This is a genomic window from Lachnotalea sp. AF33-28, from assembly GCF_003477885.1.
In the GTDB taxonomy this organism is placed as follows: Bacteria; Bacillota; Clostridia; order Lachnospirales; family Lachnospiraceae; genus AF33-28.
In genome coordinates this window covers 1-13,203 of record NZ_QUEE01000018.1, presented here as the reverse complement: position 1 = coordinate 13,203, position 13,203 = coordinate 1, and the positions used below count along the sequence as shown (strand labels likewise).

At 49.2% G+C, this 13,203-nt stretch carries 10 protein-coding genes, 2 tRNA genes and 1 riboswitch; of the genes, 3 read left to right on the top strand and 9 right to left on the bottom strand.

All coding sequences use genetic code 11. The features are described 5' to 3' along the window. Window positions 1-17: 17 nt before the first annotated feature. A complete protein-coding gene (locus DWZ56_RS19740; RefSeq protein ID WP_118558323.1) occupies window positions 18-1,868 on the bottom strand; it encodes an ABC transporter ATP-binding protein in 1,851 nt (616 codons plus the stop codon). Between the two features lie 4 nt (window positions 1,869-1,872). Beyond that, the gene (locus DWZ56_RS19735) at window positions 1,873-3,591 is read right to left on the bottom strand and encodes an ABC transporter ATP-binding protein (RefSeq protein ID WP_118558322.1); all 1,719 of its coding nucleotides are present in this window, start codon (window positions 3,589-3,591) and stop codon (window positions 1,873-1,875) included. A gap of 245 nt (window positions 3,592-3,836) precedes the next feature. Continuing rightward, window positions 3,837-3,930, top strand: a riboswitch (cyclic di-GMP riboswitch). Window positions 3,931-4,070: 140 nt separating this feature from the next. Between DWZ56_RS19735 and DWZ56_RS19730 the strand changes: the two genes are divergently transcribed. Both DWZ56_RS19730 and DWZ56_RS22965 read left to right on the top strand, forming a co-directional pair. Next, window positions 4,071-7,697, top strand: a complete 3,627-nt coding sequence (locus DWZ56_RS19730; RefSeq protein ID WP_118558321.1) for a leucine-rich repeat protein — start codon at window positions 4,071-4,073, stop codon at window positions 7,695-7,697. A gap of 107 nt (window positions 7,698-7,804) precedes the next feature. Then, window positions 7,805-7,948 carry a hypothetical protein gene (locus DWZ56_RS22965; protein ID WP_176927282.1) on the top strand — a complete coding sequence of 48 codons (144 nt, stop codon included), beginning with the start codon at window positions 7,805-7,807 and terminating at the stop codon, window positions 7,946-7,948. Window positions 7,949-8,055: 107 nt separating this feature from the next. On the opposite strand, the gene DWZ56_RS19725 is transcribed toward DWZ56_RS22965, so the two are convergent. Continuing rightward, window positions 8,056-8,811 (bottom strand): hypothetical protein, encoded by a 756-nt coding sequence (locus DWZ56_RS19725; RefSeq protein ID WP_118558320.1) that lies wholly within the window; start codon window positions 8,809-8,811, stop codon window positions 8,056-8,058. A 444-nt stretch (window positions 8,812-9,255) separates the two neighbouring features. On the opposite strand from DWZ56_RS19725, the gene DWZ56_RS19720 reads away from it, so the two are divergent. After that, window positions 9,256-10,263 carry a LacI family DNA-binding transcriptional regulator gene (locus DWZ56_RS19720; protein ID WP_118558319.1) on the top strand — a complete coding sequence of 336 codons (1,008 nt, stop codon included), beginning with the start codon at window positions 9,256-9,258 and terminating at the stop codon, window positions 10,261-10,263. A 309-nt stretch (window positions 10,264-10,572) separates the two neighbouring features. On the opposite strand, the gene DWZ56_RS19715 is transcribed toward DWZ56_RS19720, so the two are convergent. The 6 genes from DWZ56_RS19715 to DWZ56_RS19690 all read right to left on the bottom strand — a co-directional run bounded on the left by DWZ56_RS19715 (window position 10,573) and on the right by DWZ56_RS19690 (window position 13,021). Next, window positions 10,573-10,646: transfer RNA gene (locus tag DWZ56_RS19715), tRNA-Arg, on the bottom strand. Between the two features lie 44 nt (window positions 10,647-10,690). Next, a tRNA-Pro gene (locus DWZ56_RS19710) sits at window positions 10,691-10,764 on the bottom strand. Between the two features lie 70 nt (window positions 10,765-10,834). Next, window positions 10,835-11,191 (bottom strand): 50S ribosomal protein L20, encoded by a 357-nt coding sequence (gene rplT, locus DWZ56_RS19705; protein WP_118558318.1) that lies wholly within the window; start codon window positions 11,189-11,191, stop codon window positions 10,835-10,837. A 31-nt stretch (window positions 11,192-11,222) separates the two neighbouring features. After that, window positions 11,223-11,420: a 50S ribosomal protein L35 gene (gene rpmI / locus DWZ56_RS19700; RefSeq protein WP_118558317.1), complete on the bottom strand. Its 198-nt coding sequence runs from the start codon at window positions 11,418-11,420 to the stop codon at window positions 11,223-11,225. A 25-nt stretch (window positions 11,421-11,445) separates the two neighbouring features. Next, complete coding sequence (infC, locus tag DWZ56_RS19695) at window positions 11,446-11,940, bottom strand: translation initiation factor IF-3 (protein ID WP_118558316.1); 495 nt, start codon at window positions 11,938-11,940, stop codon at window positions 11,446-11,448. 283 nt (window positions 11,941-12,223) lie between these two features. Then, a complete protein-coding gene (locus DWZ56_RS19690) occupies window positions 12,224-13,021 on the bottom strand; it encodes a helix-turn-helix transcriptional regulator (RefSeq protein WP_118558315.1) in 798 nt (265 codons plus the stop codon). Window positions 13,022-13,203: the final 182 nt, after the last annotated feature.

The following is a 13,203-nucleotide window of genomic DNA, read 5'->3' as shown; positions in this document are numbered from 1 at the left end:
GCGGGCCGGACCGTTTATCAGGCCGGACCGACCGGACGCATCTGGCTGACCACCATATTATAGTAAACTCCTTTTTGAGCCATCAGATCGTCATGGCTGCCGCTCTCCAATATCCGGCCGTTTCCGATCACCATGATCCGGTCCGCGTCCCTGATGGTGGAAAGCCGGTGGGCGATCAGAAAGCTCGTATGATCTTTCATAAGGCCCAGCAGCGCTCTCTGTATATCCTTTTCAGTTTTGGTGTCCACGGAGCTCGTGGCCTCATCCAGGATCAGTATGGGGCAGTCACATAAAACAGCCCGGGCGATGGCCAGCAGCTGCCTCTGGCCTTGGCTCAGATTATCGGTACTGCCGGATACTCTGGTCTGATAGCCCTGGGGCAGCCTTTTTATAAAGGAATGGGCCCGGGCGGTTTTTGCCGCAGCAATTACCTGCTCATCCGTCGCGTCCACTCTGGAATAGCGGATATTATCCATGATCGTTCCGCCAAAGAGGCAGGTCTCCTGCAGCACTACGGAAAAACAGCGCCGCAGGCTGTCCCGCTTCACATCACGGATATCATGCCCGTCGATCAGTATCCGTCCGCTGTCCGCATCATAAAATCTGGTCAGCAGATTGACCACCGTGGTTTTGCCCGCCCCGGTCTCTCCGACCAGAGCCACGGTCTCTCCGGCTTTTACATCAAAACTCACATCGCGCAGCACCGGTGCCGCAGGGTCATAGGAGAAGTTTACATTCTCAAAACGCACATCTCCCCTGGGGTTCTCAAGATCCACCGCGTCTGTCACGTCTTCCGGTTCTTCCTGCCGATCCATAATTTCAAACACTCTTTCCGCTCCCGCTAACGCCTGCTGTATCGTATTGAACATGCCTGCCACGGAATTTAATGGCTGTGCGAACTGTTTGGAATAGCTTAGGAAGCTGATCACGGTGCCCACTGCCAGCCCGTACCCGGTGGACAGGACGCCCCCCGCAATCGCGGTCAGGGTAAAGATCAGATTATTGATCACGTTCATCAGAGGCATCATAAATCCGGACCAGATCTGCGCCTTCCGGCTGCTGTCATAGAGCCTTTCATTTATGCCGGCAAACTCTTCCACCATCTTCTGCTGGCGCCCAAAGGCCTTCACCATCTTGAGTCCCAGGATATTTTCCTCAATCATGCCGTTTAATTCACCAAGGCTTCTCTGCTGCGCCATGAAGCAGCTCCTGCTGTGGCTGGCGATCATCTTTGTAAGGGCCGCCACCAGCGGGATGCACAGCAGCACCACCAATGTCAGCGGAATATTCAGAGAAATCATTACCGCCAGGGAACCGGTGATGGTTAAAAGGCTGGATATTAACTGAGTGGTGGCCTGTGCGATGGTGGAACTGATATTGTCCACATCGTTTGTCAGCCTGCTCATCGTATCTCCGTGGGATCTGGTGTCATAAAATTCCAGCGGCAGCCTCTGCATCTTGTCAAAAAACTCCGCCCGCAGCGTAAAAACGAGTTTCTGGGATACTTTCAGCATGATGACTCCGCTGACCGTATTGATCACATAATTGGCTGCATAGAGAGCCGCCACAGCTGCCAGAAGTCCAAACAGCAGACCGTCGTCCACCGTCCTGGTCTCCAGATGAAACGTGTTAAAGGTTTTTCCGACGAAATACGGTATCGCCACCGATATGCCGGAGGCTGCGGCAGTCAGCAGCATGGCGGCAAATATGGTTTTTCCCCAGCGCAGATAGATCTTTATAATGCGCCTCAATGTCCCCCTGGCATTTTTGGGCTTCGCTCCCGGCGCGAAACGTTTCGCGCCTCCGCCTCCCGGGCCCCGCATGGAAGGAAGTTTCGTCTCCGAATGTATCTGCTGTCCCTCTGCCATATCCCTATGCCTCCTTCTCGCTCTCTACCTGGGACCTGTAAATCTCCCGGTAGATCTCGCATGTGTTAAGCAGCTCCTCATGCGTTCCGTATCCCATGTTCACGCCGTCCTCCAGCACCAGGATATGATCCGCGAACATAGCTGTGGTACAGCGCTGGGTCACCATCACAACCGTATGCTTTCCTGCCATCGCTGCCAGCTGCTGCCTCACCCTGGCCTCTGTCACCGCATCCAGCGCACTGGTCGCATCGTCCAGCACCAGGATCGGCGCGGCTTTTATCAGCCCGCGTGCTATGGAAATCCTCTGTTTCTGTCCTCCGGATATATTGACGCCAGCGCTGCCAAGCATGCTGTCAAACCCATAGGGCATCCGTTCGATAAAATCCGCCTGTGCCTTTTTCGCCGCATCGCGGACAGCTGCGTCGTCCGCTTCGCTGTTCCCCCATCTGATATTATCCGCTACCGTGCCGGAAAACAGCATGGACTTCTGCGGAACCAGCGCCACATTCCCTCTGACCGCATCCGTATCCAGTTCCCGGATATCCGTTTCATCCAGCAGTATCCTGCCATCATCCACATCATAAAAACGCATGAGCAGCCAGGCGATGGTTGATTTTCCACTGCCGGTCGGTCCGATGACGGCCAGATTCTCCCCCCTTTTCACGGAGAAAGAAAGATCCTTAAGCACAGGGTCACCGCTGCCGCCCGGATAAGCGAAGGAAACATGTTCGAAACGGATGTCCCCCTTAAGCGTCTTTACATCACCCATGTGAGAAAAATCCTCTTCGGCGTCCAGAACTTCCCGTATACGCGCTGTTGACGCTTTGGTCCTGACAAACGTATTGAACACATTGGTTATGATCAACAGCGCATTCAGAATCTGTGCCATATATATGGTAAACGCGGAGATATCGCCGGTTCCGGCCATGGATGACCCGAACATCCTGCTGCCGATATAGATCACCAGAACCGTTCCCACACCCACGGTCAGATTCAGTAGAGGCGCGATATAGGTGATGATGATCTGAGAAGCGATTCCTTTCTCCATCAGATCCTCGTTGGCCGTTTTGAACCGCCCCCGCTCTTCATCGTAGGTGCCGAACGCCTTGACAAGGCGCACGCCGATCAGGTACTCCTGCACCACGGAATTGACTTTGTCCATGGATTTCTGCAGCATGGAAAATCGTGGATAGCTAAGTTTCATGCTGATTGCAATCAAAAACGCCACTACGGCAACGACCCCATAGATCACCAGGCTCAGCCGCAGATTCAGCATGGAGGCCAGCACGATGCTTCCGATACAGGTGACCGGAGCCTTCAGAAAGACTCTCATGATACCGTTTACGAACTGCACCACCTGGGAGGTGTCGTTCGTCAGCCGCGTGATCAGGGAGCCGCTCTCAATCCGGTCCGCTCCCGCCTCGGAAAAATTCATGATTTTGGCAAACAGATCATAGCGCAGGTCTGCGCCCATGCGCTGCGATACATTGCTGGCCAGAATATTTCTCGCCACGGCAAAGCACGCACCGGCCGCTGTGACCGCCAGCATGATGAGCCCCCAGTGGAGCACGCTGTCCATATCGCTCTTTTCAATCCCCATATCGATGATCCTGGCCATCAGGGTCGGTCCCATCAGATCGCATACGGCCTCGCAGGTGACACAGATCACCGCAACGATAAACGGAATTTTATAACGGTTGAAGTATTTTTTATATATTCCCATCTGAAATGCCTCCGTTTTAAACTCTTATCTATTTTCCAACTTATCCGGCGGATTGTCAATTGATAACGTTCAATTTGCGGATTGTTCGTTACTGTTCACACGCTGCCGATAAAGCAGCGTATGAGAGGACCATACCCTGCCCTCTCATACGCGGGAAGTTTTTGGTGACTGTGAACAGTAACGATTGTTCTTTTCCATGTTTTTCAGCTTGCCTTTTTATGCCATTAGGTACATAATGAAAGCAATAGAATATGGGGCAAACCTGCCGAAAGGCAGCGGCGCAAAGCTAAAGGGGCTACCTGATCTGCATAACCGGTCAAATGCCAGCCAGTTGCATCTGCAAGCAGCTGGGTGAGCAATGCCCAGCTCTTTTTATTCAATAGAAAACTACGACCTATGTATTTTATATTAATAAAGGTAGCACACTGATGTGCGCATGTCATCCCCCTGCGGTTGATGACAGTAAAAGGAGATGTATTATGAACAGAAAAACAAAGAAGCGCTTATGTGCTGTATCCGGCATCCTTCTGGCCGCAGTGCTCACAGGATTAACTGCGCTCACCAACGGTTTTGCCGGAGCGGACAGCTTAAGCGGCAACGAAGTACCGGCCCTCACGGCCGCAGCAGACAGTGCGGCCGACGGGGAAACGCCCATGGAAAGCGGCTCCATCGCAGATGAAAATCTCCCGACGCAGGAAGAAGACGGCGATGAACCGGCCACTGACGTACAGGGCACCGCATCTACAGGCGAAGACTCGCCAAATGCCACAACAGATACGGATGCACAGGAAAGCAGTTTAGAGAGCCAGCCTTCTGAATCAGAATCCTCTGCCACCACGCAGTCCTCCGCTCCTTCAGAATCCCCCATCCCCACGGGATCCGAAAGCGGATCTGCGGCAGATGAAACATCGGTTGCTGCAGAATCAGAGTCTGAAACCAGCACCGGCGTCAGCTCCATGTCCCGGATGTCCGCCTATGCCTCCTCCGACCCAGTTCCCGCCCCAGGGGATTATGTAATTTCGGGAGGCACGATTCAAAAGCTGAACGCGGATTACATAAACGGCCTGACGGAGGACCAAAAACAGAATATCCGTCTGGTTATACCAGGAGAAATAAACGGTCAGAAGGTCACCTCCATCGCGCAGTATGCTTTCCGACCTTCCAACTACAGCGGCTGCACCTTTACCGCACTGGATCTCTCCCAGGCAATCTATCTGACATCCATCCAAAATTACGCATTTTATCAGTGTCAGGGGCTGACAGGCCCGCTCACATTACCGGATGGGCTCATAAGCATAGGTCAGCAGGCATTTGAAGGCTGTTCTGGATTGACCGGAGACCTGCTTCTTCCTGACAGCCTCACAAGTCTGGGCATCCATGCATTTAACGGATGCAGCGGATTAAACGGAAGCCTCCGCCTTCCCGACAATGCCGCGTTTACCAAGATACCGGACTATGCGTTTTATAAATGTATGTTTACCGGAACACTGACCATCCCTTCCTCCGTGACCTCCATCGGCGCTTCCGCATTCCGCCTGGATTCAGCCGCTGTAGGATTTACCGGTGAGCTGCGCATTCCGGACAGCGTGACCTCTATTCAGACTGCCGCATTTCTCAATCAGAAGGGCTTTTCCTCGCTCACTCTATCCGCCGCTCTAAGTTCCATACCGGAGAGCGCATTTAAATATACAGGCATAAGCGGCACTCTGATTCTGTCCGAAGGCATATCAAGCATCGGAAACGGTGCATTTCGGGGAACCGGATTAAAGACCGTTTATCTGCCGTCTTCAGTCACACTCGGAGGCACAGGTGTATTTGACGAGTGCAGCCTGCTCACAGCTATAGTCTGCACGTCAAAGGAGCAGTACTCCACACTTTACAGTTCATTAAGCAGTTCAGGGAAAGGAAAACTCTCCTATCCGGTCATGCTTCATTTCCAGGATGATTCGGGAAACAGCTATCCGGATCGGGAGTGCCTGTTCAACCGTCCGATCAATTATATAAAAGACGCCGATCTGTCATGGTCTGCGGACAGCAGCTACCGGCTGCCATCCCTTCCCGCCGGCGATGGTGTCTACCAGTATAAATGGTGTTCCGATCAGGCAGGTTTAAAGCCGGTCTCTGAGACATCCTTACTCTCTTACGATACTGTATATGCCGTAAAATCCCTGGCGGATCCTGTCATCACATTCGGAGAAGGCGTTTCAAAAACCTATGACGGCCAGCCTTTCGTGCTCACCGTCAATGCTTCCCATCCCAAAGCGGTGGAAATCGGTCAGGCAGAGGACGGCGATGTTGTCTTCTATTATACCTGGAAGTGGGAAACGATCTCCGGAGACGGAAGCATACAAAAGGGATTCGATCTTACAAGCCTGGAAGTGACCGATTCCTGTGACCGCTGGTGCATGGTCACCGTACAGGCCTGTCTGGTGGAAGGCGGTAAGGCAAAGGTATTTTATACCGAACGTCACGAATTCCCGGTGCTCATCCTTCAGGCGCCGTCTTTTGTGCATCCGGTCCTCTCATCGGACTCCGTTTATATCGGGGATGGTCTGCCGGCCATCGAACTCTCCGCGGACGACACACAGGGCACCCTCCTCTGGGATGAGGGACAGACGCTGACAGAAGGTGAAAACATCTGTTCCTGGACCTTTACACCGGATTCCGACAACTATACCCCGCTTACTGGTACCGCCCTGATCACCGGACGCAGCTATTATCTTGTCACAGCCTCGGTGACAGGCGGCGGCAGCATCCTGCCGGCCGGCCCTCTCGAGGCACAAAAAGGCGAGACTCTGACCGTCACCTTCCCCGCGGACAGCGGCTATAAACTTGAGAGCGTCTCTCTCGACGGAACAGACATCACGGCGGATCTGACAGATGTTTCCTATACCCTAACCGATATTCAGAGTGATCATACGCTCACCGTATGTTTTATTAAAATGACCGCAAAGGATGTGGAAGAGGTAATCTCTAACCTGCCCGATCCAGGTACAGCCCCTACGCCGGAGCAGGTTCAGAATATACTGGATACCCGTATCGCTCTGGATAAATTAGAAGAAGCGGAGAAAGATGCGGTCGCGGATCAGGCGCTGGACAGCCTGTACAATGCGCTGGCCGCGCTGCCGCAGACCGATGTCCAAACCTCCGGCGGTATCACTGCCGCCAATCCTGCCGCCCTCCTTCAGAGCATGACCGCAGAGGATGCGAAAGCGCTAAAAGAAAACACGGACGTTTCCTGTCTTGTCCGCCTGCAGATAACAGATGCCATCCCCGATCCCGATGCGTCCGAACTGATAAACAGTACCTTAAACGGCTATACCGCGGGTACACACTATGAGATCAGCATCGTCAAAGAGCTGATAACAAACGGTACTGCGCAGTCGACCCCCGTAACCGCACTGGACCGTGAAATTGAACTGTCCCTGGAGATCCCGGCAGTTCTGCGCAGCGTTCCTGCCGGCTATACAAGGAGTTTTTCCATACTCCGCCTGCATACCGGTGAGGACGGAACGCTTCAGGCCCAGATCCTGCCCGATCTTGACAGCAGCCCGGATACGGTCACTATTAAGAGCGACCGTTTCTCCGTTTACTCTCTGATTTATCGGGATCAAAAGCAGAATGGCGGATCCGAAACCGAAAAAGCTACCGAAAGCAGCACCTCCCCGGCAGCACCTTCCTCCTCTCCGGCCGCTGATACACATGTAACCGATACAACCGCTTCCGCTCAAACTTCAGATGCACAGGACAATACCCCTTCCTCTGACAGCGCCGGCAGCAAGCCAGGCACAGGGACAGCCGGTTTTCGAGGTCAAAGTAAGCCCACGTCTTCCGATACGTCTGACAGCAGCTTCGACGGTTCCGTCCGCACTTCATCTGCATCCATGGCAGAAACGGTGACAACGGGCGCAGAGAGCCTGGCAGGAGAAACGAAGGCCAACGTTTCCGAGACAGATGCGCAGGAACATACATCCATGCCGGAAGAAGCTCCGGTCACAGAACAAAATTTCTCATGGCCGTTATTCGCTGCGATCCTGACAGCACTGATATTGATGATCCTGATTCTTCTCCTGCTCCTTCGCAGGAAAGGAAAAAAAGACCGCTAAAATCCTGTTAAGAAAACGCAGAATCTCTTCCAAGCCCGCGGCAGCCCTGCTAAAATAGCGTTGACCGGCATATAATGCCATAGCTTAAGGAAGGGGATGAATCTAACTTGAATATCGGACTGATACTCATCGCATTGATCGGCGGTGCAGCCGGACTGTTTTCTACAGTATATCTGTTGTTCAGTCTGCCCGTGGTGATCATTTGGAAATTTTACAGAAAAGCCCGGTTTGGGATTCCGGTAATGAAATAAAAGAATTTGGAAAGCAAACAAATACCGGCATGGTCCTGCTTCACGCAACCTGGATCATGCCGGTATTTGTTTGTTTTATTTCATAGAAATGTAAGGCCTACGATTTTTTATTCCTCATAGGAGCTATAGGACTGCACATTTGTCTTAAGCTCTGCAACATCGTGTTCAAACCATATGTAAAATACCTTTTTACCGGGTGCTGCCACCAGTGAATGATCCAGTCCTGCAGTCACATAGCTGAAATCATGCTCGCCGTGCATCGTGCTTTCACCGTCCACCGTCAGCTTAAACTCCGATCCGGGAAGCGTATAGTTATACTGGCATACGGAAGGGTGTCCTTTTTCTTTCGTTCCCTCCCCTTCAGCGCATACAACTCCCATCAGCACCCTGGCCAGATTACCGTCATGGATCACCGACCAGCTTTTCGTATGGGGTCCTTTGCAGCTCTGGTCATAAGGTTCACATTCAGAGAATTTTTTGAAGGAGGGAAGCGTCATATGAGTGTCCTCATAAGCCAGCCAGTCGGATTCCAGCATATCCACCACCATCAGCATAATCTGAAGATCTTCGTCCACCGCATGGATGGTCAGAGACTGTTTATCAAAATCCGGAATATAGAAGCTCATTTCATCCACATTATACGCCCGCTTTGAGTCATACAGAAAGCCCTTGCCCGCCACAAAGCTGAACACCTGAATCTTATCCGCGTAAAGCTTTGGAGAGACGCTGCATCCTGCCTTCAGCTCACACTTATAAGCCTTTACCATCGGATATACTCCCGGCAATACTTCCAGCTGCGCGTAACCGTCCACAAAGTTCAAATTTTTTTTGATTTCCTCTTCTTTTATGATATCGATAGCCATATATTTTTCTCCTTTTTAATTGATTTGTATGCCACTCCAAAATCTCCTACCTCCAGGGCGCCTTCTTTCGGTATTATCCGTTTTTGTTAGTGGTACTAGTTACATTTTGTTATGTGTGTAACTGGTTACATTTATATTAATGCCATCCTCTCAATTTGTCAAGAATTTATATATAATCTTTTCATTTTTGGTTCTTATTCACAATTCTGTGATCACACTTCTGTAAAATATTACATGTAACTAATTACATTATTTTTGACATAAGACGGTATTCATGTTATAATATCGTCAGATATTATAACGCGCTGATTTTTGTCTGCATAGCAGACAATTTCCACTAAAAATCATGCGCATCCTCCCGGAGGGGCATGTCGGCTTGACGACATGGCATAATATCGTCAGATAGTATGAGTGAATCAGAACTGTAGATTGGAGGCTTCTATCATGAATATTCGTGAAATAGCCCAGCTGGCCGGCGTATCCGTCGCCACCGTATCCCGCGTCATCAACCACAGCCCAAAGGTCAGCGAAGAAAGCCGCGAAAAGGTGCTCTCTGTTATGGAAGAATACCATTACACGCCAAACGTCTTCGCCCAGGGTCTGAATACTAATTCGATCAAAACCGTCGGTATACTGTGCCCGGAGATATCCGATATCAACCACGCAGCGGCAGTGTCCATCCTGGAAGCGCAGCTGCGTGCGAAAGGCTTTGATTCTCTTTTATGCTGTGTTGGGGGGCTGAATCCCGCAAAATCCACCTGCGTCCGTCTACTCACAGAAAAACGAGTGGACGCCATCTTCATGATCGGATCCGATCTGGATGAACGAAAAAATTATGCAGTGTACAAAGAAGCCGCGCGCCAGGCGCCCGTTCTCGTTCTGAACGGTTTTATAGATCTGCCCGGTATCTACAATATCAACTGTGATGATTACAAAGCCATATATGAAGTATGCCAGGATCTTGAACAGGCCGGATCCAGGAACCTTCTGTTCATAGAGGACAGCAACACCTACAGTGCTTCCAGAAAACGTAAGGGATATCTGGATTACATACGTTCCTCCGGGAAATCTCCAGATCTTCAGATTGCAATTCCTCCGCAGAAACATATGGAAGCCTTGTCAGAAACCAGAGCAGCAGTCTTTGCACTGCTTGAGGGCGGCTCAAATGTGGATGCGGTTATTGCCACTGACGATATCCTGGCGATTGGCGCGATGCAGGCATTGCAGAATAAGGGGATCAGCATTCCGGTCGTGGGCTATAATAATTCCGAATTCGCGCTCTGCTGCACTCCCGCCCTCTCAAGTGTGGACAACCAGATGAACATTATCTGTTCCATGGCTGTTGACACCATGATGAATCTGGCAGACGGCAAAGAAGCCGCAGGCCTCGTCACTGTATCCGCCCGGCTGGTGGAAAGAGAAACCTTTCAAAAATCTTCCATCGCGATATAGAAATGCATATTATTAAAGATATGCATAATTATAATTTGAGATATTTAAGTCAGAATGGATTGGAATTTCATCAGACACCAGTTTTTACACCAGTTTTACATCAGTTTCTACACCAATTTTACACCACTTTTTTACACCACTTCAATTAAAATCAAAGGGTACAAAAGGGGAATTATCTGACAATATTCGAACATCTGTTCTTCTCTTTTAATATCATACCACACAATGAGAAAAAAGAAAAGAGTCAAAAAACCCAATAAAATCAAGGTTTTTCAACTCATCCTGTAAAAAGAACCGTAAATTCATCAACGTGCCTGGGGGGATTCGAACCCTCGACCCACGGCTTAGAAGGCCGTTGCTCTATCCAACTGAGCTACAGACACACTTTTCATCATTAACCGCCGTCCTATGGACGGCGGATAATTCGTCGGGGCGACAGGATTCGAACCTGCGACCTCCCGGTCCCTAACCGGACGCTCTACCAAACTGAGCCACGCTCCGAAACAGTCTATCTGATATCAGGCTCCGTATGGGGATAATCCCTCATACGGTACCTGTTATATCTATTATATTACGCAATCTTAGATTTTGCAACCTCTGCAAGCTTAGAAAATCCTGCTGCATCGTTTACTGCAAGTTCTGCAAGCATCTTTCTGTTCATATCCACGCCGGCCTGCTTCAGACCATACATGAATTTACTGTAAGAAAGTCCGTTCATTCTTGCCGCTGCGTTGATACGAGCAATCCACAACTGTCTGAACTGTCTCTTTCTCTCTTTTCTGCCTGCGTAAGATGAAGTCAGAGCCCTCATTACGGACTGCTTTGCTACTCTATACTGTTTAGATCTTGCACCTCTGTAACCTTTTGCAAGCTTCAACACTCTATTATGTCTTTTTTTAGCGCCCATGCCGCCTTTAATTCTTGCCATTATCGTCTTCCTCCTTTTCCTCTACTGATCCTTAACCGTATGGTAAAATCTTCTTCATTACCTTAGCGTTGGAAGCTGCGGTCATTGTAGCTTTTCTAAGGTTTCTTTTTCTCTTGGTAGACTTTTTGGTCAAGATATGGCTTTTATAAGCTTTCATTCTTTTTAATTTCCCGGTACCGGTGGATTTAAAACGCTTAGCAGCCGCTCTGCTGGTTTTCATTTTTGGCATAGTAATGTCCTCCTTAGATTCTTAATTATCGTTTTTCACTCAAAAACATGACTAAACTTCTGCCTTCCACTTTCGACGGCTTATCCACAACTGCGATATCGGCTAACTTCTCAGCAAAATCATCCAAAATATGCCTGGAACTCTGCATATGGCTCATCTCTCTTCCGCGGAACCGCAGAGTGACCTTCACTTTATCACCTTTTTCGATGAACTTCCTGGCTGCATTTACTTTAGTATTCAAATCATTATCATCAATATTCGGAGACAGACGAACTTCTTTGATTTCGATGGTTTTCTGCTTTTTCTTCGCTTCTTTTTCTTTTCTGGCCAATTCATAACGGTATTTACCGTAATCGATGATCTTGCATACCGGCGGTTTTGCATTCGGAGCGATCTTTACCAGATCCAGCTCTGCTTCCATCGCCATCTTCATCGCATCCCTGGCGGACATGATACCTAACTGCTCTCCATCTTCACCGACCAGACGTACCTCTTTATCTCTGATCTGTTCGTTAATCATTAAATCGCTAATTGTTGTGCACCCCCATGGCTTGATCTATGTCATCCGCATAAAAAAAGTGGACAGACAGACTATCCACTGAATAAGCATCTAAAGAAATATGTAATGCCAATGCATATTTCGATCACTTGCTCATATTAACCCGAGTCACTGATGTGCTGAGGTGAGAGTGGATACTCTTCTTTGTTCTGCTGTCTCAAACAGCATGGTTATGATATCATCCCTATAAACTTTTGTCAAGTAATTTTTTAAATTTTTTTCTGCAATTTTTTTCTGCAATTTTTCAGCGGCTTCGTCCGGATGAGAAAAATGCGCGGTACTCTGTGGGTGTCATACCTTCTGATTTTTTAAACTGTCTCATAAAATGCACAGCATTTTCATAGCCGCAGGCTTCTGCAATCATCAAAACCGGCATATCCGTGCTGTTTAAAAAAAACTTTGCGCGCTCCATTCTGGCAAGAATTACATCCTGTCTGCATGAAATGCCGAATATTTCTTTATATAGATGCTGAAAATAAGAAGGTGACATATGCACCAGTTCCGCCATCTGCTCCACACTCCATATAAGCTCGGGTGAATTATAGATTCTGGCCTTTAAATGCTGCATTGTTGCATAGTGTTTATGCAGCACCTGCTTTTTTGGCAGTCCTAGGATCTGTGAATCCAGAGAATACAGCAGTATGCGCATCATCGCGTCCGTAATCTCATCGCTGTGCAGACCCTTTGCATGTGTCTGCCAGACCAGCATCCGCAGATAACCCGACAGCATCGGAAAATCAGCAGGATACAAAGGGGTCTGAAACGGAATCTGAAGCTGATCCAGGATATCCTCATCAAGCGTCAGGTCAAAATGCAGCCAGTCGTCGCTGTACATGCTATCCGCACATCCGTATCGCACCGGGACATCTTTATCGTATAAAATCGCCATATTCGGCCCGGTCTCATGAAGCGTTCCGTCCAGCCAGAAGCAGGCCTCTGTTTTAACCAGCAAAATTGTATAATCCCTGCTGCCATCCCTGCGCAGCATTTCAAACGGCGGCATATGCTTCGAATCACAGCCGCAGTGATTGACCCTTATCATATTCAGCAGCCTTTCCGACTCAATTTCTTCGATCAAAATAGCAGAATCGATCAGTTAATAATATTCTAAATCATTGAGTTGTAAAAATCAATGCGTTATGATAAAAGTCACTAATACATTTCGCCTTTGAGCATTCTGGTGATATGTCAAGAGTTTTTTGAAAAAGATTTTGATATGTTTTT